This window comes from Ruegeria sp. HKCCA4633 (assembly GCF_013034605.1).
GTDB lineage: Bacteria > Pseudomonadota > Alphaproteobacteria > Rhodobacterales > Rhodobacteraceae > Ruegeria.
Window position 1 is genome coordinate 19,936 of record NZ_WQGJ01000007.1, and the last position, 25,769, is coordinate 45,704.

General features: G+C 56.7%; 24 protein-coding genes. 7 read left to right on the forward strand and 17 right to left on the reverse strand.

Annotated features, from left to right (window positions below; all coding sequences use genetic code 11):
- The first annotated feature begins 364 nt into the window (after nucleotides 1-364).
- The 3 genes from GOV85_RS16400 (at nucleotide 365) to GOV85_RS16410 (ending at nucleotide 3,505) form a co-directional block, all read left to right on the forward strand.
- Nucleotides 365-1,564 (forward strand): peptidoglycan-binding domain-containing protein, encoded by a 1,200-nt coding sequence (locus tag GOV85_RS16400; RefSeq protein WP_171180096.1) that lies wholly within the window; start codon nucleotides 365-367, stop codon nucleotides 1,562-1,564.
- 412 nt (nucleotides 1,565-1,976) lie between these two features.
- Nucleotides 1,977-2,744, forward strand: coding sequence for a hypothetical protein (locus tag GOV85_RS16405; RefSeq protein WP_171180099.1), 768 nt, complete (start codon nucleotides 1,977-1,979; stop codon nucleotides 2,742-2,744).
- On the forward strand, nucleotides 2,741-3,505 hold the full coding sequence (locus tag GOV85_RS16410; protein WP_171180101.1) for a hypothetical protein: 765 nt from the start codon (nucleotides 2,741-2,743) through the stop codon (nucleotides 3,503-3,505). The genes GOV85_RS16405 and GOV85_RS16410 overlap by 4 nt, the downstream gene beginning before the upstream one ends.
- A gap of 113 nt (nucleotides 3,506-3,618) precedes the next feature.
- Here the strand turns inward: GOV85_RS16410 and nusG are convergent, their stop codons facing one another.
- The 10 genes from nusG to ccoN all read right to left on the reverse strand — a co-directional run bounded on the left by nusG (nucleotide 3,619) and on the right by ccoN (nucleotide 12,687).
- A complete protein-coding gene (gene nusG / locus GOV85_RS16415; RefSeq protein ID WP_170427716.1) occupies nucleotides 3,619-4,152 on the reverse strand; it encodes a transcription termination/antitermination protein NusG in 534 nt (177 codons plus the stop codon).
- 188 nt (nucleotides 4,153-4,340) lie between these two features.
- Entirely contained in the window at nucleotides 4,341-4,538 is a 198-nt protein-coding gene (gene secE / locus GOV85_RS16420) for a preprotein translocase subunit SecE (protein ID WP_050605011.1), read from the reverse strand.
- Nucleotides 4,539-4,629: 91 nt separating this feature from the next.
- Nucleotides 4,630-4,788, reverse strand: a complete 159-nt coding sequence (gene ccoS, locus GOV85_RS16425) for a cbb3-type cytochrome oxidase assembly protein CcoS (protein WP_170596844.1) — start codon at nucleotides 4,786-4,788, stop codon at nucleotides 4,630-4,632.
- 5 nt (nucleotides 4,789-4,793) lie between these two features.
- A complete protein-coding gene (locus GOV85_RS16430) occupies nucleotides 4,794-6,971 on the reverse strand; it encodes a heavy metal translocating P-type ATPase (protein WP_171180103.1) in 2,178 nt (725 codons plus the stop codon).
- A 3-nt stretch (nucleotides 6,972-6,974) separates the two neighbouring features.
- A complete protein-coding gene (locus GOV85_RS16435; protein WP_171180105.1) occupies nucleotides 6,975-7,433 on the reverse strand; it encodes a FixH family protein in 459 nt (152 codons plus the stop codon).
- 2 nt (nucleotides 7,434-7,435) lie between these two features.
- On the reverse strand, nucleotides 7,436-8,863 hold the full coding sequence (ccoG, locus tag GOV85_RS16440; RefSeq protein ID WP_171180107.1) for a cytochrome c oxidase accessory protein CcoG: 1,428 nt from the start codon (nucleotides 8,861-8,863) through the stop codon (nucleotides 7,436-7,438).
- Between the two features lie 417 nt (nucleotides 8,864-9,280).
- Nucleotides 9,281-10,144 carry a cytochrome-c oxidase, cbb3-type subunit III gene (gene ccoP / locus GOV85_RS16445; protein WP_171180109.1) on the reverse strand — a complete coding sequence of 288 codons (864 nt, stop codon included), beginning with the start codon at nucleotides 10,142-10,144 and terminating at the stop codon, nucleotides 9,281-9,283.
- Entirely contained in the window at nucleotides 10,141-10,326 is a 186-nt protein-coding gene (locus GOV85_RS16450; RefSeq protein WP_171095986.1) for a cbb3-type cytochrome c oxidase subunit 3, read from the reverse strand. The genes ccoP and GOV85_RS16450 overlap by 4 nt, the downstream gene beginning before the upstream one ends.
- A gap of 10 nt (nucleotides 10,327-10,336) precedes the next feature.
- Entirely contained in the window at nucleotides 10,337-11,065 is a 729-nt protein-coding gene (gene ccoO, locus GOV85_RS16455; protein ID WP_171180111.1) for a cytochrome-c oxidase, cbb3-type subunit II, read from the reverse strand.
- A 14-nt stretch (nucleotides 11,066-11,079) separates the two neighbouring features.
- A complete protein-coding gene (ccoN, locus tag GOV85_RS16460) occupies nucleotides 11,080-12,687 on the reverse strand; it encodes a cytochrome-c oxidase, cbb3-type subunit I (protein ID WP_171095983.1) in 1,608 nt (535 codons plus the stop codon).
- A 201-nt stretch (nucleotides 12,688-12,888) separates the two neighbouring features.
- On the opposite strand from ccoN, the gene GOV85_RS16465 reads away from it, so the two are divergent.
- Entirely contained in the window at nucleotides 12,889-13,728 is an 840-nt protein-coding gene (locus GOV85_RS16465) for a universal stress protein (protein WP_171180113.1), read from the forward strand.
- Between the two features lie 44 nt (nucleotides 13,729-13,772).
- On the opposite strand, the gene GOV85_RS16470 is transcribed toward GOV85_RS16465, so the two are convergent.
- The gene (locus GOV85_RS16470; RefSeq protein WP_171180115.1) at nucleotides 13,773-14,027 is read right to left on the reverse strand and encodes a GlsB/YeaQ/YmgE family stress response membrane protein; all 255 of its coding nucleotides are present in this window, start codon (nucleotides 14,025-14,027) and stop codon (nucleotides 13,773-13,775) included.
- A 72-nt stretch (nucleotides 14,028-14,099) separates the two neighbouring features.
- Nucleotides 14,100-14,843 (reverse strand): transcriptional regulator FnrL, encoded by a 744-nt coding sequence (gene fnrL, locus GOV85_RS16475; RefSeq protein WP_171180117.1) that lies wholly within the window; start codon nucleotides 14,841-14,843, stop codon nucleotides 14,100-14,102.
- A 61-nt stretch (nucleotides 14,844-14,904) separates the two neighbouring features.
- Here fnrL and hemN point away from each other — a divergent pair, with 61 nt between their 5' ends.
- The gene (gene hemN / locus GOV85_RS16480) at nucleotides 14,905-16,260 is read left to right on the forward strand and encodes an oxygen-independent coproporphyrinogen III oxidase (protein WP_171180119.1); all 1,356 of its coding nucleotides are present in this window, start codon (nucleotides 14,905-14,907) and stop codon (nucleotides 16,258-16,260) included.
- A 211-nt stretch (nucleotides 16,261-16,471) separates the two neighbouring features.
- A complete protein-coding gene (locus GOV85_RS16485; RefSeq protein WP_171180121.1) occupies nucleotides 16,472-18,400 on the forward strand; it encodes an elongation factor G in 1,929 nt (642 codons plus the stop codon).
- Between the two features lie 24 nt (nucleotides 18,401-18,424).
- On the opposite strand, the gene GOV85_RS16490 is transcribed toward GOV85_RS16485, so the two are convergent.
- From GOV85_RS16490 to GOV85_RS16510, 5 genes are all read right to left on the reverse strand, one after another.
- On the reverse strand, nucleotides 18,425-20,002 hold the full coding sequence (locus GOV85_RS16490; RefSeq protein WP_171180123.1) for an ABC transporter ATP-binding protein: 1,578 nt from the start codon (nucleotides 20,000-20,002) through the stop codon (nucleotides 18,425-18,427).
- A complete protein-coding gene (locus GOV85_RS16495) occupies nucleotides 19,999-21,105 on the reverse strand; it encodes an ABC transporter permease (RefSeq protein WP_171180125.1) in 1,107 nt (368 codons plus the stop codon). The genes GOV85_RS16490 and GOV85_RS16495 overlap by 4 nt, the downstream gene beginning before the upstream one ends.
- On the reverse strand, nucleotides 21,106-22,200 hold the full coding sequence (locus tag GOV85_RS16500) for a microcin C ABC transporter permease YejB (RefSeq protein WP_171180127.1): 1,095 nt from the start codon (nucleotides 22,198-22,200) through the stop codon (nucleotides 21,106-21,108).
- Nucleotide 22,201: 1 nt separating this feature from the next.
- Nucleotides 22,202-24,106, reverse strand: coding sequence for an extracellular solute-binding protein (locus tag GOV85_RS16505; protein WP_171180129.1), 1,905 nt, complete (start codon nucleotides 24,104-24,106; stop codon nucleotides 22,202-22,204).
- A gap of 170 nt (nucleotides 24,107-24,276) precedes the next feature.
- Complete coding sequence (locus GOV85_RS16510) at nucleotides 24,277-24,789, reverse strand: cytochrome c family protein (protein WP_171180413.1); 513 nt, start codon at nucleotides 24,787-24,789, stop codon at nucleotides 24,277-24,279.
- A 120-nt stretch (nucleotides 24,790-24,909) separates the two neighbouring features.
- Between GOV85_RS16510 and GOV85_RS16515 the strand changes: the two genes are divergently transcribed.
- Entirely contained in the window at nucleotides 24,910-25,743 is an 834-nt protein-coding gene (locus GOV85_RS16515) for a prephenate dehydratase (RefSeq protein WP_171180131.1), read from the forward strand.
- Nucleotides 25,744-25,769: the final 26 nt, after the last annotated feature.

The following is a 25,769-nucleotide window of genomic DNA, read 5'->3' on the forward strand; positions in this document are numbered from 1 at the left end:
GAGAGAATCTCGCCCGAAGACGATAGAGGCGGCGTGTACAGGGGAATGTGAAGCTTGGCAAGTGGTCTGGATTCCAATTGGAAATCATAGAATCAATACCCTCGCGTCCAAAGCAAGGCTTGGGCTTTGCCGAGCGTCCGATACAAGTCCGCTCCGATCGCCTCAATGAGATGCCAGGCGTTAAGCACCCAACAATGCAATAAAGTGTTAATGCCTTTAACTGCAGTGAAAAAAGCACTGCCGCACAACCTGCAAACCAGCGGGCAAACTACCCAAGCTTCAGACGGTCGTGGGCTTGGACACCCGTGCGGATCCCAGCTGTGTTATACTTAGTGAAAATAGTTATTTTTGGTGGAGGTTAATTATGATTTTCCGATTAGCAGCAACACTTGTCATCGCGGTCTCTTTCGCTGCGACCGCGCCTCAGACAGCACAAGCAGACGCTGGCGATTTCCTCGGCGGAGCCGTTGTCGGCGGGGTCGTGGGATATGCGATAGGCAAGGACCAGCAGAAAAAGAAAGCGCGGTCATCCACCCGGACATACCGACCGGGCATTCCGTCGACCACGCAAGGTGCGCAAACCCAAACAGCGCTCAACTATTTTGGCTACAATGCCGGGCGTGTCGATGGTCAGGTCGGCCGTGGCACCCGATCGGCGATCGAACGCTACCAGGCTTCAATGGGCTATCCTGTAAATGGCCATGACTTCCAGCCCTATCAATATGATTTCCTGATGCAAGCCTATTACTGGGCGACAAGCGGCGGACAAGCCACTATGCAACTTTCGGGCCAACCGCTGCTTATGGCTTATCGCCAAAAACTCCATAGCGGATCAGCCGTGGCTGCAGCCCCTCAGGCACCGGCACCGACCACGCCAGTCGCGACCCCTCAGGAGACCGAGACCGCGGAGACAAAATCTGCCAGCCTGCCAAGCCTGTTTTCCGGAGGAACCGGAGGTCCATCGCTAGCCAATCGCTGTAGCGGGGTGATGCTTCAAACATCGACCAATGGCGGTTATACAACTTTGTCGAACATGTCTGATCCTGATTTTGCACTCAGCGAGCAGTTCTGCCTCGCCCGAAGCTATGCCATGGCCCGCGGCGAGGAGCTTATGCAGGACATCCAAGGGCTGACGCCGGATCAGGTAACGGCCCAGTGCGACTCGTATGGCGATATGTTGGCACCGCAAGTGGTCGCCTTGTCTCTAAACTCAAAAACTGATGCAGAAACTCAGATGCGCAAGCTTGCGCTGGATTCCGGCCTTAGCCCCGAAGATCTTGCGGCAACAAGCAAGGTCTGCCTCGCGATCGGCTACCGTCAGGACAATATGGACACCGCAGTCGGGTCTGCGCTGATGCTGGTTGCAATGGGTGAGCCCGCCTACGGAGAGCTTATTGGCCACCACCTGCGCGAAGGCTTCGGTGTGCCAGAACGTCGTGATCTGGCGATGCAGTGGTACGATGCGAGCCTTTCGGCACTGGATGCCGGATCGCAAGCTGTTTTCCTACCGTCACAGACCGACCGCCCACAACTGCTGCGCGCAGCTATGGTTCAGGCGCAGTAGAGCGAGAAGAATGAAACGTAATTCGTCATCAAACAACGTCGCGGTGCCTGATGCTTCGCGGCGTTTTTTGCATGTTTGCGGACCTTGTTGATCTGACTAATGCGCAGTTTGATCTGATCCTCATCTGATCAGTATGCGTCGCCCCGAGACGTCGGAAACCAACTACAGAATTACCGCAACACAACCGTTTTGCGTCCTGACCATTCCCGAACACCAACAACCGCGTAAGAAGTAAAACAGATTTCTCAAAGACATAAGTTGCTTATGAACCCCCGACGGTTATCTTAGGGCAGGTTGGATATAGAAGGGGCGGTCTGAGTTGGCATCATCTCGACTAAACAAAGGGCTACTGATTTGTGTTCTTTTCGCAATTGTGCCCGGATGCGGCAGCAACGCCCAGGATCAGGGTGCAGTGTCCGAGACAACTGCCCAATCCGAAGCACCCCAAAACACTGCTTCACGCAACACGGCAGGAATTGACCCCGCCACCTATGCCGGTCGCTTTCAAGTCAAGCTGACCAAGGAAGTTCCTTTGCGCGATATTCCCGTTCCCTTCACCGTCTACGGCGGTCTAGAGGAATCCAGCCCAACCCGCCTGCGATTGCGAGCGTTCATGGATTTGCGTGGATTGCAGGAAAAGGCACCTCAGATACTGACTGGCCCCTTGGAAGAAAGCTGTAAACGCCAGATTTACCTCGAGATCCGAGATGTCACTGCAATAGGTGAAACCGTTAAAGTAGAAGGCTCAGCCCGCGCCCAGTTTACGCGGTGCAAACGAAATGAAGAACCCGGCTTTCGGTATTTCGGGGCCACGGTTGATGCAACTGCTGTCGCCAAGGCAGAGGTTAAAGGCCAATGCCTTACGTTCAGTATCGAAAGCGCTGACCTCAGACCGCGTGGGTTCATCGGAGCTGTTACCGACCTTTTTGGGCTGACCAACCGAATAAATGAAGCTGTCCTTGAAAAGGGCGGCGAGTTTTTGGCGGCCAATCCGGTTTGTCCGCCATTACCTGAAGAATTCTCTGTACTTGATCCGAATTACGAATCCGGCGGAACGCGCGAAATCGCGCCAGGAGGATTGGGCGCTGCTGTTGTCGGTTCGGCCGATGTAAGCGCCGAGACGATAGTGAAAGTCCTTGCAGGGCTGAAAGAACTTGGTGTGTTGGAGTTTGCTGAATGAGACTTTGGTTAATTCTTCCAGCCCTTATCGCAGCAGTTCTGGGCCCTCGCGCCCCTGACGCGCAGCAGGTAGACTTTGTCATCGACGCGACACTACCGGTTCGCGATACCGAACTGCCGTATACTCTTGATCTGAACCTCACCGCCGCTGCGCCCACTCGGATCGGGGTCGGTGCCCTTCTCGACCTGCGCGAAGTTCAAAAGGTTGTGCCCGAGCGGTTGGCTGACAATGCGATCGTCGACAATTGTGGTCTGCAAGTCAGACTTGATGATTTGAGCTTTAAGGCCGAAGACCAAGTAATAGATCTGGATGGGGACGTGACCATCACGATTTTTGAATGCAGCCGCACCGGTGAACGCAACTTTGAACGCGGTGAAGAAAAAAGAGCGATACTGGCAAGCCTATCCACCGAAGCAACTGTCGAAGTGCGGGACAACTGCGCCTATTTCAAGCTTATTGATCTTACCCTTACGGCCCCCGAAGAACAGCGAGAGCAACTGCTGGAAGACGACACATTAGACTCGGTGAAGGAGTTGATGTTGGCTGCAGTGGATCTTGCACTGAACGACACTCCGCTGTGCCCGGAACTGCCGGCAGAGCTTGCGTCACTTGACCCAACCTACGACAAAGGCGGCCCGCGCGAGATCGGAGAAGGTGGTCTTGGCGTTCTCCTTGAAGGCTCAGTGGACGTCAGCCCTTCGACAATCCTCGACATTCTGACAGTGCTTCAAGAACAAGAGCTTATTCCGGGCCGGCCGTAAAAACGGCTGGCCGTGTGGCTGGATCGCTGTTTGGTGTTGATTGATAAACGATCGTCAAAAAAAAACGCCGCGCTGCCCGTGGCAGCGCGGCGTCGAAAATAAGCGAAGAGCGATTAGCCCTGCTTCGTAACCTGCGTAAAGTCCAGCTCGACCGGGGTTTCGCGACCAAAGATCGAAACCGAGACCTTCAGTTTCTGGTTTTCGTCGTCCACACCTTCGACCATGCCGTCGAAATCCTCGAACGGTCCGTCGTTGACTTTGACCTTCTCGCCGACCTCGAAGGTGATCATCAGCTTGGGCGCTTCTTCACCTTCCTGAACGCGGTTGAGGATCTGGTTCACCTCGGCGTCACGCATCGGCATCGGGCGGCCTTGCGGGCCCAAGAAACCGGTCACGCGGTTGATCGAGTTGATCAGGTGATAGCCCTGATCTGACATTTCCATATGCACCAGAACGTAGCCGGGCATAAAGCGGCGTTCGGTCGTGACCTTCTTGCCGCGGCGCACTTCGATCACCTCTTCGGTGGGCACCAGTACTTCGTCGATGTCGTCTTCAAGGCCCTGTTCAGCCACCGACGTGCGGATCTGTTCTGCGATCTTCTTTTCGAAATTCGAAAGAACGCTGACCGAGTACCACCGTTTCGCCATGAACCTGTCGTCCTTGTCTGTCTTCGGGGTATCGGATTTGCCGGATACACCCGTCATTAAAATCTTGTCACGTTATCCGGAATAAAAAGCGGCGCGCAGCCCGAATCGCCACACGCCCATTCCGAATAGTCCTGCGTCAACTACTCTGACATTGCCCGCTGTGCAAGGGGGCAGCCGCGTTTCCACGCTTAGCTGAACGCGCCCAGAATCAGCTGAAGGCCACCCCGGATACCCAGATCGACCAAAGCAAAGAAGACCGCCGTAAGCGCCGCCATGATGAAAACCATAACCGTGGTCAACAGCACCTCGCGCCGGGTCGGCCAGACGACCTTGGACACTTCGGCACGGACTTGCTGAATGAACTGAATCGGGTTGGTGGTGGCCATTTGGCGTGTTCTCTCTGCTAGCGGATGGCCCGGACATAACCGGGCATTGCGGCAATTTCAAGGGCAGTTGGATCAACTCTGCCCTGAGCGGTCAGGGTTTGGGTTTATCGTCCCATTCATCGCTCAGGATCCGGCGCGCGTCACCCTCAGGATCTTCATACTGGTTCGACCGGACAGTGTAGACAAAAGCCACCAGGCCAACGCCGCCCAGCAACAGTGAAATCGGGATCAGGTAGGCAAGAACTTCCATCCGGTTCACCTCAACCGCAGGGCATTGAGCGACACGGTGATGGACGAGGTCGACATCGCAAGCGCCGCGATCAATGGAGTTGCAAGCCCAATCACTGCCAATGGAACGGCTATCACGTTGTAGACAGTCGCGATGCGGAAGTTTTCGCGAATGCGTTTTGTCGCTTTGACCGCCGTGTCGCAAGCATCCGCGATGGGGGAAAGGTCATTGCCCAACAACACAATGTCCGACGCCACCCGTGCGGCATCCAACGCTGACGCCGGTGAGATCGAAACATGCGCCGCCGCCAAGGCCGCCGTGTCATTTAGACCGTCGCCCACCATCAGGACATGGTGACCCTTATCGCTGAGGTCCTGAATGCGATGCGCCTTGTCCTGCGGCAAAGCTTCGGCAATCCAATCTGTGATCCCCAGTTTTTCAGCCAACGCGCGCACGGCCCCCTGCGAGTCGCCGGACATCAGGACCACATGCTTGCCAGCGGCACGCAACGCGTCGACCGCCTCGGCCGCACCCGGGCGCAACGCATCCGAGAACCGGAAGGCCAAAGGCGCATGATCGCCAATAGCCAGCCAGGCTGAGGTTTCACTGCCCTGCTCTGCGCCGACCCAAGCGGCCCGGCCCAAACGCACGCGTTGACCACGGTATTCACCTTCGGTGCCGTAACCCGGAACCTCAACGACGCCTCGCACGTTGGCAGGCTTGATCCCGGCCTCACGCGCGGCTTTCGCCAAAGCCACAGACAATGGGTGTGCCGACGCCTCGGCCAGCGCCAGGGCAACTTCGACCTTCGCGCGGGAATGATCCCCTAAGTTGACCAGTTCCGGCGAACCGGATGTCAGAGTGCCTGTTTTGTCGAACACCACCGTGTCAGCCTCGGACAAACGCTCCAACGCGGTTGCATGTTTGATCAACATACCTTTGCGGAACAACCGGCCAGACGCCGCCGTTGTCACCGCTGGAACGGCCAGACCCAGAGCACATGGGCAGGTGATAATCAGAACCGCCGCCGCGATATTCAACGCCGTGCGGATATCGCCGGAATAAATGTACCAGCCCAGAAAGCTGAGCGCTGATAGGATGTGAACGCCCGGCGCATAAAGCTTGGCCGCCTTGTCGGCCAAAGAAGTATAACGCGACCGACCGGATTCAGCGATGGCCACCAGATCCGCCATGCGGTGCAGCGACGTATCCTCGCCCACCGCAGTTGCGCGCAATGTCAAAGGACCAGTCAGGTTGACCTCACCTGCACTGACCAACTGGCCGATTTCGGCAAATACAGGCACCGTTTCTCCGGTCAGTAGCGAGCGGTCGAGTTCGGACTGGCCCGACACAATCTCACCGTCCACTGGCATCCGACCGCCGGGGCGCACAAGGATCAAATCGCCTACTTTCAGATCAGCAACTGCAATTTCATTTTCTACGCCATCCACCAAACGGATCGCGCGCGGCACCTCAAGCGCGGTCAGTTCTTCGGCCGCGGATCGGGCTGCGGCACGGGTGCGGTAATCCAGATAACGACCGGCCAGCAGGAAGAAGGTCAGGGTCAGGGCCGCATCGAAATAGGCATGTTCGCCACTCAACGCGGTTTCCCAAAGCGATGTGACCAGCGCCAACAAGATCGCCAACACAATTGGCACATCCATGTTCAGGCGGCGCACCCGCAAGGCGCTCCACGCATTGGCAAAGAAGGGCTGGGCTGAAAACGCGATGGCAGGCAGAGCAATCGCGGCAGAAATCCAGTGGAACATGTCCCGCGTGGCGTCAGTGGCCCCGGACCAGACCGAAACCGACAACAGCATGACGTTCATAGAAGCAAACCCGGCCACCGCCAGGCGCATCAGTAAGTCACGCCCTGCCTTGTCCGTCTGAGTGGCCGACAAGGCGCCCGGATCAAGCTCGTGCGCTTCAAAACCGGCTTTCTCAAGCACTGGGATCAGATCGACAGCACGTGTTTCAGGCGTTGCTTTGATCATCGCGCGTTTCAGGGTTAGGTTCACCCGTGCATTTTCAACACCGGGATGCGCGTTCAGTTCCCTTTCGACGGTCGCAATACAGGCCGAGCAGTGAATACCCGGCAAAGACAGGGCTATCTGCACATCCTCCGGAATCGACCGGGCGGGTTCCGCCGGGGCTGCAAGGCAGCCCGGGCAGGCTGCGGTGCCGGAAGAAAGCTGCGCCGTCATCGCTTACCCCTTCACATACAGCGGAACGCGCTGCGAAAATTCCGCGCCATCACTGTCCCGCGCCACCAGACGAATGTTCCAGTTGCCCTCGCCCAACGTGGCCGGCGTGGCGTAGGCCGTTCCGTCAAAGGTGAAATCCGGCACGAAATCCTCGCGGACATGAGTCGCGCGGCCCACAACAGCCTGCAACTCGCTGACCTGAACCGGCGCACCACTTTCATCGGTGATGTGCAGGATCAGCAACCCGCCCTTGGTTTCAGCCCGTACGGTCCACCCCAGCGCTTGTTGCTGTTTCAAACGTTCGTTGAACTCCTGACTGGCCACGTATGAATTCTTGACCTCAAGCCCCGGAAAGGTTTTGACCGCGCTGTAGGCCAGAACAAGGTTCACGGCGATGATCACGCCAAAGGCGCCCACAAACACCGCCAAAGCGTGTTTTCCGGTGAATTTCCGTTCCGCCATGATCAATTCCCCCGTCCGTTAAACGTGGTGTCCTTATAGGCCCGCTCACCGCTGCTCAGATCTTCAACCCAGATGCGGACCGGCGTTGAATCCGCTCCGGCTGGGCCCGTGTCGCGGGACGAGATAATATATACACGAGTCAATTGTGCTGTATCTGCCGGCACATTCACAGTGTGCAGGTTCGTGCCTTCGATTTCCAGCCGCATAGCCGGATCTCCGGTCAGAGACAGGGTGAACAGACGATCTTCGCCATGTTTGTTACGTAGCCGCACATCATAAGTGTTGCGGATCGTTCCATCAGACAGGGTTACAAATGTCGGGTTGCGGACCGGCGCAACAGTCAAATCGATATCCGAGCGAATGAACAGCGCAAAGAGCAGGGCAAAGCCAACCAGCGACCACAGGGACGTGTACATGATCGTGCGGGCCCGGAAGATATGCTTCCACACGCTTTTGGGCGGCTGGCCGGACCGCTCTCTCGTTTCATCGCTGAGGGCCATGTAATCGATCAGCCCACGCGGCTTACCGATCTTGGCCATCATGTCGTCACAGGCATCAATACACAGGGCGCAGGTGATGCATTCAAGCTGCTGTCCATCGCGAATGTCGATCCCAACAGGGCAGACATTCACGCAGGCCATACAGTCGATGCAATCCCCCAATTCGGAATCTGCAGTCCGTTTACCCTTGCCGCGTGGCTCGCCCCGCCATTCGCGGTAACCGACAACCAGTGTGTCTTCGTCCATCATTGCCGCTTGAATGCGGGGCCATGGGCAAGCGTAGATGCAGATCTGTTCGCGGGCGAAACCGCCAAAGAAAAAGGTAGTGCCCGTCAGGATCAGCATCGTTGTGTACGCGACCGGATGCGCGTTGCCAGTGACCAGATCCATCAAAAGCGTCGGGGCGTCTGCAAAATAGAATACCCAGGCCCCGCCCGTCGCCAAGCCAATCAAGAACCAAACGATCCATTTGGTGATCCGTAGGCGAGCCTTGCGGAAATCCAGCTTTTCTTGGCGGTGCAGGCGCAGACGAGCATTTCGATCCCCTTCGATCCAACGCTCGACCAGTATGAAAAGGTCGGTCCAGACTGTTTGCGGGCAGGCATAGCCACACCAGACGCGCCCAAGGGCCGAAGTGAACAGAAACAGGCCAAGGCCGGCCATGATCAGCAGACCGGCGACAAAGTAGAATTCATGTGGCCAGATTTCGATCCAGAAAAAATAAAACCGTCGGTTCGCCAGATCCAACAGTACCGCCTGATCCGGCAGGCTGGGGCCGCGATCCCACCTGATCCACGGGGTCACGTAGTAGATGCCCAGTGTCACTATAAGAATGATCCATTTCAGGTTCCGAAACGGCCCTGAGACACGTCTTGGAAAGATCGGCTCTCTGGCTGCGTAAAGGCTGGGGGCAGGATCGGAATCGCTCACTGGCTGGCTCCACTAATGGGTCTTCTGAAGGCGTCTTGTTCCAGATCACGGGCAAGCGAACTTTGACATGGGTCAAAACGCGCATCGAACACACATCTTTTGAAGATGAACCGACCTCTGAGATGTCGGAGTAGACGTTTTTTTAACCAATTATTCACGTATTCTAACAGAAAACCGGCTATTGTCGCGATACCGATCACGACGCTTATAAACCACGCGCTTCAGGCCGACCAATTGTCGCAGCCTGAGACTCGGGCCGTAAGAACGCCCCCAATAGCCCCACGAAAGCGGGCTGTAGGTCTGTAAGGTGGTTTGTTGGAAAATAAGGCACCGGCTGTTCAGGAAACGCGCGAACAGATGGAACAGCCGGTGCCACAACTTTCGGGCAGCGAACCGCCCGAAAGTGTTCCTTTAAACTTACTGACCACCACCCAACTGGTGGACATAGGCCGTGACAGCGCGGATCTGCGCGTCGGTCAGACGATTTTCCCACGGGGGCATCACGCCAAAGCGGCTGTATGTGACCGTTTCAGTCAGAGCTTCTTCACTGCCGCCGTAAAGCCAGATTGCGTCCGTCAGGTTCGGAGCACCCTGGAATACGTCGCCCTGGCCGTTTTCGCCGTGGCAGGCAGCACAGTTGTCATCGAAGACAACTTTGCCCGCTTGCGCCGCCGCGTCGTCGGTCTGCGCATTGGTCAGAGACATAACGTATTGGACAACCTGGGTGATCTCTTCGCTTTCGAGAATCTCACCAAAGGCCGGCATTTCAGAATAGCGCGCATCGTCGCTTTCTTCGTTCCGGATACCATAGGCAACGGTGTACTCGATATCTTCAAGCGAACCGCCCCACAGCCATGCATCGTCCAACAGGTTGGGGAAGCCGGGCGCGCCTTGAGCACCGGAACCGTGGCACTGTGCGCACCAGGTGCGGAATACGGCCCCGCCAGAGTTCACAGCGTATTGCTGCAACTCGGGGTCCTTCGAGATATCCTCGAGCGATGTCTCTACCAGCTTGGCATTCCAAGGGGCGTTTGCCTCTTCGAACGAAACCAGCTCCTGCTGAACCAGCTCACGCGAGGACCATCCCAGAACCCCTGCTGTTGCAGATTGAACCAGCGGCCATGCCGGATACATGATCGTATAGATCAGACCCCAGAAAATGGTCGCATAGAAGGTCCATAGCCACCAGCGCGGCATCGGGTTGTCGAATTCCTCGATCCCATCCCAGGAATGACCGGTTGTATTCGGATCACCCGGCTGTTTTTCAGGTGTCTTGCTCATTGCCGCGCCTCCTTGGATGTGGCGGGTTTGTCTTGATGCCGGAACGGGATGTTGGCGGTGTCGTTGTATTCTTTGCTGGCACCGGGGCGGAATACCCAGATGATGATGCCGATAAAGAAGACGAACAACACAAGCAGCATCCAGCTATCCGCGAACTGCCGTAGGAGTGTATATTCTTCCATCACACCCTCCTTAGCGGCTTGCGTCCGGGGTGAAGGTCGAGAAATCGACCAGCGTGCCCAGCATTTGCAGGTAAGCGATCAGCGCGTCGGCTTCGGTCAGATCGGACTGGCCGTCGAAGTTGCGCACGTTGACTTTATCGCCATAGCGTTCCAGCAACCCGTCATAGTCGCTGTCCGGATCGGCCTGCGCGCGGAAATCGGCCACGGCGTTCTCCAGCATGTCTTCGGTATAGGGCGTTCCCACCAAAGCGTTGGCAGCCATGATGTCACCGATATACTCGCCGTCGATCTTGCGGGTTTCGAGGAAGCCATACTTGGGCATCACCGATTCCGGCACCACCGATTGTGCATCGCGCAGATGGCGCACATGCCAGTCGTCCGAGTAACGGCCACCAACACGCGCCAGATCAGGTCCGGTACGCTTGGACCCCCACTGGAACGGGTGGTCATACATCGACTCAGCCGCCAGCGAGTAGTGGCCATAGCGCTCAACCTCATCCCGCATCGGGCGGATCATCTGGCTGTGGCAGACATAGCAGCCTTCACGCAGATAGATCTCACGACCCGCCATTTCGAGTGGGGTGTAAGGGCGCATGCCCTCCACCTTTTCGATGGTGTTCTCAAGGTAGAACAGCGGGGTGATCTGAACGATGCCACCGATGGTTACGACCAGGAAGCTGAAGATCAGCAGGAGGGTCGCGTTGGTCTCGAGGATCTTGTGTTTGTCGAGAATTGCCATTGCTCCGGCCCTCCTTATTCAGCCGGGACTGCGACGGTCAGGCTGGCCTCTTTGGCCGGCGCTTTACGTACAGTCATCCACAGGTTGTAGCACATGATGACCGAGCCAGCGACGAACAGGACACCGCCCAGCGCACGCACCACATACATCGGAAATTTGGCGGCCACGGTGTCGGCGAACGAGTTCACCAAGAAGCCGTTGGCATCCACTTCACGCCACATCAGGCCTTCCATGATACCGGTGACCCACATCGAAGCGGCGTAGAGCACGATGCCGATGGTGGCGAGCCAGAAGTGCCAGCTGACCATCTGCAGCGAGTACAGACGCTCGCGCTTCCACAGGACAGGTACCAGGAAGTACAGCGCACCAAAGGTGATCATGCCGTTCCAACCCAGCGCGCCCGAGTGCACGTGACCAATGGTCCAGTCGGTGTAGTGGCTCAGCGAGTTTACTGCGCGGATCGACATCATCGGGCCTTCAAAGGTGGACATGCCGTAGAAGCCGACCGAGATCACCATCATCCGGATCACCGGGTCGGTGCGCAGCTTGTCCCATGCACCCGACAGGGTCATCAGGCCATTGATCATACCACCCCAGGACGGCATCCACAGGATCACCGAGAACACCATGCCCAGCGTCGAGGCCCAGTCGGGCAGCGCGGTATAGTGCAGGTGGTGCGGACCAGCCCAGATGTACAGGAAGATCAGTGCCCAGAAGTGGATGATCGACAGCTTGTACGAGAAGACCGGACGCTCGGCCTGTTTCGGAATGAAGTAGTACATCATGCCCAGGAAGCCCGCGGTCAGGAAGAAGCCCACAGCGTTGTGGCCATACCACCACTGGATCATGGCGTCTTGAACACCCGACCAGACGATGACCGACTTCGAACCCCAGATGCTGACCGGAATGGTCATGTTGTTGACCAGGTGCAGCATCGCAACGGTCACGATGAACGCCAGATAGAACCAGTTTGCCACATAGATGTGGGGTTCTTTCCGCTTGATGATCGTGCCCAGATAGACAGCAAGGTAAGCGACCCAAACAACGGTCAGCCACAGGTCCACATACCATTCAGGTTCGGCATATTCTTTCGACTGAGTACCGCCCAGAATGTAACCGGTCGCGGCCAGCACGATGAACAGTTGATAGCCCCAGAACACGAACCATGCGAGGTTTCCACCCCACAGACGCGCGGCGCTGGTGCGCTGCACCACGTAGAACGACGTTGCGATCAGCGCGTTACCGCCAAATGCAAAAATCACCGCCGAGGTGTGCAGCGGACGCAAACGTCCAAAGTTCAGATACCCTTGGGCCCATTCGAAGTTGAGCACCGGAAACGCCAGTTGGAACGCAATAAAGGTTCCAGCCAGGAACCCTACCACACCCCAAAAGGCCGTTGCGATCACGCCGTAGCGGATCACGTCATCCATGTATTCGCCCGAGCGATCGACAAGAATATCTGGCTCTTCTGTGTTTCGAAGCGTCCAGATGAACAATCCACCGGCGATAAGCATCACCAGAATCGCATGCACCTGATACGCCAAATCGCGTGCATAATTTGATCCGATGGCGGCAAACACCACGACCAGACCAAGCACGATCAGCTTGATGTAATTCGACATATTGCGTCCCTTTGCCGTGCTTCGCGCGGTTTTGATTCTTTTGACACGCGAAACCTATTTGACTGGCTGCCGTTCTGAAGCACGACAGCCGCTATTGCTTTGATCTGTATCAAGACAGTTCCGCGTTTTCTGTGACACGCATAAAGGATGAAAGGGGCCAACCGGTCACATGAGACCATATGCCCGAACTAAGAGGTCGAAATGGCGTACAAATCTATTCTCACTGTCATGACCGAAACGCAAACGGCTGAGCCTGCATTGGCTCAGGTTATAGCGCTGGCAGAGTCGCAGGATGCCCATGCCGAGGCGCTGTGCCTTGGTGTCGATCGCAGCCAGACCGGCTATTACTATGCCGGAGCGAACGCCCTGATCGTTCAGGAGACGCTCAGCCGAGCCAACACCGAGGCGCAGGAGGTGCTGGCATTTGCCCAAGACTATTTGGGTAAATCCGGCGTTCGCTGGTCTGCTGAACATGGTGTGGCGCAGATCGCTGACATCGGACGCCATGTCGCGCATCGGGCCCGGTTTTCGGATCTTGTGGTTTTACCGCACCCCTATGGAAAAGATCGCGGGGCCGAAGCTGAACCCATCATCGAGTCCGCAATGTTTGAAGGCCATTGCCCGGTTCTGGTGGTTCCGGACGACACTCCGCCAATGAAAGTGCCACGCAATGTAATGATCGCCTGGAATGAAAGCGTTGAGGCGATGTGCGCCGTCCGGCGCGCTCTGCCCTTCCTGAAACAGGCGGAACTGGCCCGCATCGTTGTCATTGATCCTCCGCGCCACGGCCCTGACCGGTCGGATCCGGGCGGAATGCTGTCTCAGATGCTGGCCCGACACGGGGTCAAGTGTGAGATCGATGTGCTGAGCAAGACCATGACGCGCGTGTCAGATATTCTGAACCGTCATGCGTCGGACACGGAATCTGACTTGATCGTAATGGGTGCCTACGGTCACTCGCGCTTCCGCGAAGCAATACTTGGCGGTGCAACCCGCAACATGCTGGAACAATCTTCAGTTCCCGTTTTCCTGGCACACTGAACTCTGCCAAAAAGTTCGAAAGCCGCCCAAGTCGGCGGCTTTTGTCATGCCTTTCGGATAAGGCCGATCACAAACAACAGGATCACGGCCCCCACGGTCGCGAAAAAGACCGAGGAAAAGAACCCTCCGCCCACAGAAAAGCCTAGCGCGGGGAAAATCATGCCTGCCAGAAACGCGCCGACAATTCCGACGATGATGTTCCCCAGCAAACCGAATCCGCGGCCCTCCATGATCTTTCCCGAAAGCCATCCGGCGATTGCGCCGATAAAAATCATTGCCAAGACGCTGCTAAAAACCATGCGATGCTCCTGAGTTGTTAAACGCCGCGATCCAAGGTCACGGCGTTTATCCTATCCCATCGCGCACAAGGATCAGACCAAAAAGCCACCATCCGAGTCGTCGCCAGCTTCTTCCATGAGACGGCCCATATCCGGAATGGTCACATGGCGCTTGCCTTCCAGTGTGATCACGCCTTCCTTTTTCAAGGCCGAAATCTGGCGACTCACGGTTTCAAGGGTCAGGCCCAGATAGTCTGCCATGGCCTCTCGGGTCAGAGGCAGGTCAAACACAATCGGCCCTGCCAGACCCTTCTGGCTAATCGACGCATCCCGGCGCGCAATGATCGACAACAGGCTGGCGATTTTTTCGCGCGCGGTCTTGCGCCCAAGCACCAGCATCCATTCGCGGGCAGCATCAAGTTCGTCCAGCGTCATCTGCAACAGGCGATGGGCGATATGTGGTGTAGTTGCCATCAACTCTTCGAACGGTTTCTTGCGGAAACAGCACATGACGACATCTGTGGTCGCCTGCACATCGTAAGGCGCAACTTCGCGCCCGGGGCGGCCGACAAAATCACTTGGCAACAGCAAACCCACCATCTGGGTCCGACCATCTTCCATGGTCTGCGTCAACGAAGCGATCCCGGCCACGACCGAGCCCACAAAATTCATCTGATCGCCCGACCATATGATGGTCTGGCCCGCCTCGAAACTGCGGTAATATTTAATACTTTCAAGCTCTTCCAGCTCATCCGCATCGCAACGAGCACAAACTGCGCGATGCCGAATCGGGCAGTCTTCGCAATTGGAATGATCAAACTGTGCTTTTATTGTCATGCGGGTCCCCACTTGATCTCCATCAAAGTAACCAAGTCATCTGTCGCCTAAGGGTATCGCCATGATAGTGAAACCACAATTGGCAAAGCTTGGACTTTTTGACGCGAAAGTACCGCGTTACACAAGCTACCCCACCGCCCCCCACTTTAGCAATGATGTGGGAGCAGACTTGTTTGGTGACTGGATTTCGGGGATCAAACCCGGCAGTGCCATTTCCCTGTACATCCACGTTCCATTCTGTCGTAGACTGTGCTGGTTCTGTGCTTGCCGGACACAGGGAACCCAAACCGACAACCCTGTGATCGCCTATGTGGACGTTCTGAAGGCCGAGTTAGACCTGCTTGCAGCACGCCTGCCCAAAGGCGTGGTGCTATCGCGCCTGCACTGGGGTGGCGGTACGCCAACCTTGCTGAACGCGCAGCTGATGCGCGAATTGGCGCAATATATCCTGGGTATTGTGCCCATGGGGCCTGATGCCGAATTTTCGGTCGAGATTGATCCGAACGAAATTGATGAAGACCGTCTGGATGCGCTGGCAGAGGCAGGTATGAACCGTGCGTCGATCGGGGTGCAGGATTTCGACGACGAAATTCAGAAAACCATCGGTCGCATCCAAAGCTACGACACCACCCGCGACGCCATCGACATGATCCGCGAACGTGGCATTACCAGTTTGAACGCAGATATCCTTTTTGGCCTGCCGCATCAGACAAAGGCCCGGATGACCGAAAGCGTGCAGAAGCTGCTGTCGCTCAGCCCGGATCGCGTGGCTTTGTATGGCTACGCACATGTGCCTTGGATGGCGAAGCGCCAACAGATGATCCCGTCCGACGCGCTTCCCACGCCGGAACAACGGCTCGAGCTGTTCGATACCGCCCGCCGTCTGTTCCTGTGGGACAACTATGCCGAAATTGGCATCGACCATTTCGCCATACAAGATGACGGTCTGACCCGTGCCCTGCACGCGGGACGTCTAAAGCGTAACTTCCAAGGGTATACCGACGATCAGGCCGATGTTCTGATTGGCGTCGGGGCCAGTTCGATCTCGCGCTTTCCGCAAGGCTATGCGCAGAACGCCTCGGCCACCTCGGCCCATGCCAAAGCGGTTCGCGACGGGCAGTTTTCGACCGCCCGCGGGCACCTGTTCAAGGGTCAGGACATTTTGCGCGCGCGCCTGATCGAGGCGCTGATGTGCGATTTTAAGATCAACAGTGCCGAAATCCTGCGCGACCACGACATCTCGGCCGCCGCGTTGAATGACATGTATCATTCCGCCAATGCCGCATTCGACGGGCTGTTGCGGATCACCGAAGACGGGCTTTTCATCCCGCCCGAGGCACGCGCCCTGACCCGGATGATCGCCCGCAGCTTTGACGCCTATGACCTGAGCAAGGCAGGCCACAGCTCGGCGATCTGATCTCTTCTTCTGCGGGCCTCGCCGGGCCCGCAGGCCACTGGGCACAACGGGGGCTTGACGCGCGCCTGCGCTTTTCTCCACACTCAAGGGGCAGACTGGCCATCCATTCTGCGCCCTGAGGCGGGCAAATACAGACGGTCCTTGCCGACGAAAAAGCGGCGGACGCCCCTTTCGTGCAGCCATTCTGCAACCTGAAAGAGGGACAACACTAATGCGCGTTTTCACCGTCCTCGGGCCCAGCCAATCGGGCAAAACTACCCTGGTCGAGGCCATCAGCCGCCTCGACGGGCGCCCCACAACATTCGATGTTTCCGGAACCGTGCATTTGCACGGTTTTTCTTACCTGGACGAGCCTTGGTGTTCGATCGACGTAGATGGCGGCGGCGATGCGCTGGCCTATGTCGGGCCTGCAATGGCCATCTCGGACGCGGCGGTCGTGGTTGTGCCCCCCGATCCCAATGCTGCCGTTCTGTGCGCCCCTTACCTTCGACTGGTGGAAGAAGCGGGCATCCCCTGCTTTCTATTCATCAACCGCATGGATAATCCCAATGGGCGCATCCGCGACATCATCGCAGCACTGCAAACGTACTGCACCCATCATATCGCCCTGCGTCAGGTGCCAATCCGCGAAGGAGACACGATCATCGGCGCGGTTGATCTGATTTCTGAACGGGCCTGGAAGTATCAAGAGGGCCAACCCTCGGCCCTGATCGAGTTGCCTCAATCCGTGGAAGACCGAGAGCAGGAAGCGCGCACCGAGTTACTGGAAACTCTGTCTGATTTTGACGACCATCTGTTGGAGCAGCTGATCGAAGACAAGCAGCCCCCCAGCGACGAGGTTTATGACCTGGCCGCGCAAGTCTTGCAAAACCACCAGTTGATTCCAGCATGCCTAGGTGCCGCGAGCCATGGTAACGGGCTAACGCGGTTGATGAAGGCGCTGCGGCACGAAGCGCCTGAATTTGATATCGCCGCCGGGCGGGACGAAGCCGCCGACAGTGCCCGAGCCATTGCCGGTTTTGCAGATGTCAAAAAGCACATCGGAAAGATCGTTGTTTTGCGCGGGCTTGGGGATGGCGTCAAAGCGCATGAAGCTTTGGGCGGTGAGACCGTTGGCAATCTGACAACGCTTGATGCCAAGACCCAAATCGCAACGCTGGAAGCCGGGCAGATTGGTCTGGCGGTCAAATCCGACCACCTCAACCCCGGCTATATCTACGACAGCAATTCTGCGACTGAACTGCCGGAATGGGCGGCCTCGCACCCGGTCGCGCATCGTCAAATCGTCTCACCCGCGCATGAGCGGGACGATGTGCGCCTGTCCAACGCCCTAAGCCGTCTGGCCGAAATCGACCCCGGTCTGCACCTGCAACAGGATGAACTGAGCGGCCATTCGATCCTTGGATCGCAAGGCCCGCAACACATGCGCCGTGTGACCGCGAAGCTGGCCGAGGATTTTGGGATCGAGATTGAAGCGGATCAGGTCGAAACCGCCTATCGCGAAACCATCCGCGCGCCCATCGAACATCGGCACCGTCATCGCAAACAATCCGGCGGCGCCGGACAGTTTGCGGATGTGGTGATCTCGGTCGCACCCCTGCCTCGCGGGTCGGGGTTCCAGTTCGAAGAGGTGGTTAAAGGCGGTGCTGTGCCCAGGAACTATATCCCGTCCGTGGAACACGGTGCCAAGGACGCGCTGGAGCAAGGCCCCGAGGGTTTCCCCGTGGTCGACGTCAAAGTCACGCTGAGCGACGGTAAACACCATAACGTGGACAGTTCGGATTATGCGTTCCGAACCGCAGGAAAGAACGCGGTGCGTGAAGCGCTACCTCAGGCCAAGCCAGTGGTTTTGCAACCGATGCTGAACGCCGAGATTCACCTGCCATCGGACTTTGTGGGCGATCTCGTGCCAACGATCAGTTCGCTGCAAGGGCAGGTTCTGGGATTTGAAGGCAACCCAAACGCGTCGGGATGGGAGATCTTCAACGCCCAGATCCCCGCCGTGACCGAGGATGAACTGCATCGCACCCTTGCCAGTGCCACGCGCGGAACCGGGTGGGTCAAGCTAACCTTTGATCACTACGAAGAACTGCGCGGGCCAGTACCGAAAGCTGCGACCAAAGAAAAGGCAAGCGCGTAATGGCCAGAGGAAGGCGGGCTGATCTCAGCCCGCCGCTGCAATCAGCTCGCGGGTATAGTCGGTCTGGGCGTTTTCGAACAATGCCTCGGCCGCACCCATTTCCACCACATCCCCATTTCGCATGACGATCACGTTGTGCGACATCGCCCGTACGACTTTCAGGTCGTGGCTGATGAACAGATAGGCCAACCCGTATTTCTTCTGCAGATCGCGCAGCAGATCAACGATCTGAACCTGCACCGTCATGTCCAGCGCGCTGGTCGGTTCGTCCAACACCAGCAGTTTGGGCCGCAAAACCATCGCGCGCGCAATGGCGATACGCTGGCGCTGTCCGCCTGAGAACTCGTGCGGATACCGGTCCATCGCCGCAGGATCCAGCCCCACTTCGGTCATCACCTCGGCGACCAGCTCACGCGGGGCGCGGTGAGGGTCAATGTTGTGAATGGCAAGACCTTCCGCGATGATCTGCTGACAGGTCATGCGTGGGCTAAGGCTGCCGAACGGGTCTTGAAACACGATCTGCATATCTTTGCGCAATCTGCGTAATTCGCGGGTAGACCATCTTCGCACATCCTGATCGCGGAAGGTGATGCCGCCTTCGGACGCAATGAGGCGCATGATCGCCAGCGCCAGCGTAGTCTTGCCCGAACCGCTTTCGCCGACGATTCCCAAAGTCTCACCCGCGCGTACACTCAGCGTGGCGTCATTCACCGCCTTCACATAGCCAACAGTACGCTTCAGAAATCCGCGCTGGATTTGGAACCAGACCTTCAGGTGATCGGTGCGCGCGACCTCTTCCGCGTCTGAGGCAACCGGTTCGGGCTGACCCGAAGGTTCCGCGGCCAAAAGTTTCCGGGTATAGGGATGCTGTGGGTTGTCAAAGATGTCCTGCGTGACACCGGTTTCGACAATCTCACCATCCTTCATCACACAAACGCGGTCGGCAATCCGGCGTACGATACCCAGATCATGGGTGATGAACAGCATCCCCATATTCTCGGATTTCTGCAATTCGGCCAACAACTCGAGTATCTGCGCCTGAATGGTCACATCCAACGCCGTTGTCGGTTCATCGGCAATCAAAATGTCCGGCTTGTTGGCCAGCGCCATTGCGATCATCACCCGCTGTCTTTGTCCACCAGACAACTGGTGGGGGTAGCTGTCCAACCTGTCCTCGGGGTCGCGGATACCAACCTTGGTCAGTAGCTCCAAAATCCGCCCCCGCGCCGCGTCACCGGTTACCCCCTGATGCAGCGCCAGCGATTCCGCCATTTGCTTTTGAATCGTGTGCAGCGGGTTCAGCGAGGTCATTGGCTCCTGAAAGATGAAGCTTATGTCATTGCCGCGTACATCCATAAGATGCTGCTCGGACGCACCGATCATCTCTTGCCCATCATAGGTCACCGATCCTTCGACCAGTGCACTGTCACCCAGCAGTGACACTGTCGACAAAGCCGTTACGGATTTGCCTGAGCCGGATTCGCCCACCAATGCAACGGTTTCACCCTGATCTACTGTGAAGGAAACGCCTTTGACAGCAGCGCTGACCTGACCGTCCTGCCGGAACGAGACCTTGAGGTTGTTCACATCCAGCAAGCTCATGAGAAGGTCTTTCTAGGATCAAACGCATCCCGCACGCCTTCGAAAATGAAGACCAGCAGCGACAGCATGATGGCAAAGGTGAAAAAGGCTGTGAAAGCCAGCCACGGGGCTTGCAGGTTTTGTTTTGCCTGCAAGGTCAGCTCTCCCAAAGACGGGGCAGAAGATGGCAAGCCAAAGCCCAGATAATCCAGCGAGGCGAGACCGCCGATGGTTCCGGTGACAATGAAGGGCATGAAAGTCAAGGTGGCCACCATTGCATTGGGCAGCATATGGCGGAACATGATGGTCATATTGCCGACGCCCAGCGCCCGCGCCGCGCGCACATATTCAAGGTTCCGCGCGCGTAGAAACTCCGCGCGTACGACGCCGACCAAACCGGTCCAACTGAACAGGATCATCAACGCTACCAGCAGCCAGAAACTTCGGCCCAGAACAGCGAACATGATGATGATCACATATAACGAAGGCGTCGCTGACCAGATCTCGATGATCCGTTGAAAGATCAGATCCAACCAACCGCCGAAGAATCCTTGAATTGCACCAGCGAAAATACCGATCAGGCTGGCGGCACCGGTCACAAGCAGTGTGAACAGGATCGACAACCGGAACCCGTATATCACGCGTGCCAGCACATCGCGTTTGGTGTCATCCGTGCCCAACAGATTCTGACCGTTGGGCGGCAAAGGCGCAGCCCCAGGTCGGTCTACCGAAGTGTTGAAGGAGTATGGGATCAGCGGCCAAAGCGCCCAGCCACGCTCGAACCCTTCCGCCTGGAAAGTCCCGGCGTCGATTTGTTCTATGATGCCTTCGGGATCGTCGAAACACTCTTCCAGTCCGCCGCTATCGATCAGGCATTGAACTTCGGGATCGCGATAAATGGCTTCCGTCTGGAAATCGCCACCAAATTCCGTTTCCGCATAGAAGTTGAAGATCGGCGTATAGAACTCACCCCGGTACTTCACGACGATGGGTTTGTCATTTGCGATAAACTCGGCGCATAGGGAAAGGCCAAACAGAACCGAGAATATGATGAGCGACCAGAACGCGCGCCGGTTGCGACAGAAGTTGTTCCAGCGACGCTGGTTCAGAGGGGAGAGCGCCATTTACCCCTCCCGCTTTTCAAAGTCGATGCGCGGATCGACCAGCACATACATAAGATCGCTAATGATACCAACGACCAGCCCCATCAGGCCGAAGATGAAGAGGGTGCCGAAAATCACCGGGTAATCGCGCGCCACGGCTGCCTCGAATCCCAGACGGCCCAGACCGTCCAGCGAGAAAATCGTCTCGATGATGATCGACCCACCAAAGAACACGCCGATGAACACCGCAGGAAAGCCCGCGATCACGATCAGCATCGCGTTGCGGAAAACATGACCATACAGCACCTTTCGCTCGCTCAGTCCCTTTGCGCGGGCCGTCATGACATATTGTTTCTTGATTTCATCCAGAAACGAGTTCTTGGTCAGCAATGTCAGTGTCGCAAAAGCCGAGATCGTGAGCGCAATGGTCGGCAGCGCAATATGCCAGAAGTAGTCCGCAATCTTGCCGAACAGGCTGAGGCTCTCCCAATTGTCCGAGGTCAATCCGCGCAGCGGGAAGATCTGCCAGTACGACCCACCCGCGAACAGCACTAGAAGGAGGATCGCAAACAGAAAGCCCGGGATCGCATAAGCCACAATGATCGCCCCGCTGGTCCAGGTATCGAACTGTGATCCATCTTTGATCGCCTTGCGGATGCCCAGCGGAATAGAAACCAGATAAGCAATCAGGGTCGACCACAGACCCAATGAGATTGAAACCGGCATCTTTTCAAGCACCAGATCAATCACACTGATCGAACGGAAATAACTCTCGCCGAAGTCCAGCGTCAGATAGTTGCCCATCATAATCAGGAACCGCTCCAAAGGCGGTTTGTCGAAACCGAATTCTTTTTCCAACTCAGCAATGAACTCGGGCGGCAGGCCGCGTGCGCCGACATATTTATCATCGAAAACACCACCTGCGGGTTCAGAACCTGCGCCAGCATCGCCTCCACCCGCAAATCCGGCAAATACGTCCCCCTGACCTTCGATCTGCGCGATGATCTGCTCGACCGGTCCACCCGGCACGAATTGTACCAGCGTGAAGTTGACGATCATGATGCCCAAAAGGGTTGGAATGATCAGCAACAAGCGTCTTAGAATATAGGCGCCCATGTTATCGCAGTGCGCCTTTCGCTTTCAACGCAGCCTCTTTTTCCGGATTGATCCACCACAAATCCAGATGACCCAACGAATAGGGCGGCAGGTTTTCGGGGTATTCGTACATATCGTAATATGCCGTCCAGTAGTCAGCGATGAATCCCACAGGGACCACGAAGAACTCATAACGCAAGGCGCGATCAAGCGCAGTAAGTGCCGTGTCCTGATCTGCCTGATTGTCGGTTTCAAAAGACGCTTCAATGATTGCGTCAACTAGGGGGCTAGCCAATCCGGCGGGGTTAAAGAGGCTGAATGCAGCTTCTTCCGATCCATACATCTGGCTTAACCCGCCGCCTGTGGACAGGAATGAACCGTAACGTGTGGAATAGACCATATCGTAGTCCCTCTCGCGGCTGCGAAGGGTGTACTGCGCCGGGTCAACCTTTTCAGCCGAAGCGTCGACACCAATAGACTGCAAGTTCTGAACATAGGTTTCGATCATGGTTGCTGTTGAAGTCGGCAGGTTTGAAGGATAGGGGATATTCACCTTCAATGTCTGTCCTTCGGCATTGCGCCGCACATTGCCATCGCCAACAGGCCAACCGGCCTGGTCCAGTATTTTCGCTGCTTTACGAAGATTTCTCCGATCGTTCAGACGCGCAGGATTTGACTCGTGGGCCAAGACCGCAGGCTCTGTCAGAAAGTCTCCGGGCACAACGTCACCCAAAGCTTGCAAAAACGCCATCTCATCACCTTCAGGCAGACCTTTTGCCTCAAGCGGGGTGCCTTGAATGAAGGAATTGCGTGGCGCATTCAGCCCGAACAGCAAAGACTCGTTTGCCCATTCGAAGTTAAAGGCTAAGGCAAGGGCTTTGCGGACGTCCTTGTCAGCAAACTGCGGTTTTCCCAGATTGAAAACAAAACCCGATGGGGTCGGCGGACTACCATCCACGATCTCATCGCGAACCACCTCGCCTTCGCTCAGCTTCGGGAAATCATACCCCGTCGCCCAAAGCTTGGGGTCGCTTTCGATACGCAGCGTGTACTCACCGGCTTTGAAACCTTCGAACGCCGCGGTCTGATCAGCAAAGTATTCGACGCGGATTGTGTCGAAATTGTTCCGACCAACATTGAACGGCAGATCCTTGCCCCAATAATCATCACGGCGCTTGTAAACGATCCGACGATTGATGTCGTAGCTGTCAAGCTTATACGGACCTGATCCAACCGCTACTTCCAGGCGAGGCTCATCCAGGCGCCTGGACTCATCCGCTTCGAACCACGCTTTTGAAAATACGGGGGTCGAGCCTACTGTTTCGATCAGGCTACGGCGGGTAACTTCGGGGTTAAACGAGAACTTAACCGTATGTTCATCCAGCGCTTCGGCCCCCGTCACCATGCGACCCACGGCCTGCGCGTAAGAGGGCAGACCCTGTTCGATGAACAGGCGGTGGCTATAGACGACATCTTCCGCCGTTACCGGCGTTCCATCCCAAAAGGTTGCTTCGGGCCGCAGGTGAAAGATGACGTAGTTCCGCCCTTCGTCATACTCCAGACTTTCTGCCAATACTCCGTAATATTGCCCGACACTGTCATCCGCACTTTCAAACAAGCGATCATATTGCAGCGTCGTCAAAGCGCCAGCGCGCCCCTTGCGGGAATAGGGATTGAGAGAATCGAACGTGCCCGAGGCAGCCAAAGAAAGCTCACCACCTTTAGGAGCATCCGGGTTCACATAGTTCAGGTGAGCGTAATCAGCGGGATAATCCAGATTGCCAAAATATGAGTAGCCATGACTGCTGGTAACACCATCGTCCAAAGCCTGCACGATTTGCGGAGTGACCAAAGCCGTGCACAGCCCCAATATGCCAGCCCAAGGCCGTATCTTAAGATCACGTGCAGCGGGCATCAGGGATATCATGTGGCTCGTCCTTTGGGTCATTGTCATCATCAATGTCGTAACCGCTAGCTAAAGTGCCAACGCTGACAGATTCAAGTTTAGAATGCGTGAGCGCTTTGTGAAGTTTCCTTCAGACAAAAAAAGCCGCTGCATGGGGCAGCGGCTTTGGAAAGCTTTGATCTGACTGGCAATCAGTTGCCGATTGTCTGCAGATAGGCAATCACGTCTGCGCGATCCTGCGGCTTTTTCAGACCCGCAAAGCTCATCGATGTGCCCGAGATGTAGGCGCTTGGGCGTTCCAGGAAGGCATCCAGCGCCTCAGGCGTCCAGTTGCCGCCGTGGGCCTGCATGCTGGCCGAGTAACCTGTAAAGCCCTTGGCCGATGCAACAGGGCGGTCCACAACAGCGTACAGGTATGGGCCCGTTCCGTTTGCGCCGTCTTCCAGCTTGTGGCACGCGGTGCACTTGCGGAAAACCTTGGCACCTTTCTCAACGTCAGCGGCGGCCAGCAGGTCTTCGAAGACCACTTCTTCACCGTCGGCGCTTTCGCCCGAGCTTTCGGTTTCGATAATGTAGGCGGCCTCAGCGTGGCCATGGCCACCGGAAGAATAGAGGACATCCGCCCCCCATTTGGCCAGAAGCAGCACCAGGAAAGTGCCGAACAGGCCTGCAGCGGCCTTGGTAACTGTCATCGTGTCGAACATTGATCGCGAGTCCATTTCAGCTGTCTGGGCTGCTGTCTAAGGCTTCCCCTTACGAGAGGCAAGGTATAGACACCGCGACGAAACGACCAAATCGCGAACTTGTTGCATGGAATCGACCAAATGACCAATCGCATCGCATTTCAAGGTGAACCGGGCGCCTATAGTCACGAGGCGTGCCGCAACGCGCGGCCCGATATGGAGGCCCTGCCCTGCCGTACTTTCGAAGATGTGATCGAATCGGTTCGTTCTGGCGCGGCCGATCTGGCGATGCTTCCGGTCGAAAACACAACCTACGGACGGGTCGCCGATATTCACCGGCTGTTGCCTCATAGCGGCTTGCATATCATCGGCGAGGCATTTGTGCGGGTACATATCAACTTGTTGGGCGTCCCCGGCGCAAAACTGGAAGATATCACCGAGGCACATTCTCATCTGGTGCTGCTGCCGCAATGCGCGGGGTTCCTGAAAAAGCACGACATTCGCGGGCGTGTCAGCCCCGACAACGCCCGCGCGGCACGCGAAGTGGCTGAGGTGGGCGACCTCCACTCTGCAGCGCTGGCCAGCGAATTGGCTGGTGAGATCTACAACCTGAATGTGCTGGCCCGCCACATCGAGGACAGTGACGACAACACGACCCGTTTCCTTGTGATGTCCCGCCAGTTCGATCTGACACGTCGCGGCGAACATGGCATGATCACCAGCTTTGTGTTTCAGGTCCGCAATATCCCGGCGGCGCTTTACAAGGCGATGGGCGGCTTTGCTACCAACGGGATCAACATGACCAAGCTGGAAAGCTATATGGTCGACGGATCCTTCACCGCGACACAGTTCTATGCAGATATCGTCGGGCATCCCGACGACCGGAATGTGCAACTGGCCATGGACGAGTTAGAGCATTTCACGACCAACGTTGAAATACTGGGCGTTTACCCAGCCGCGCAACCGCGCGGATAGGTAACAATTCCTTCGATTGGGCAAAT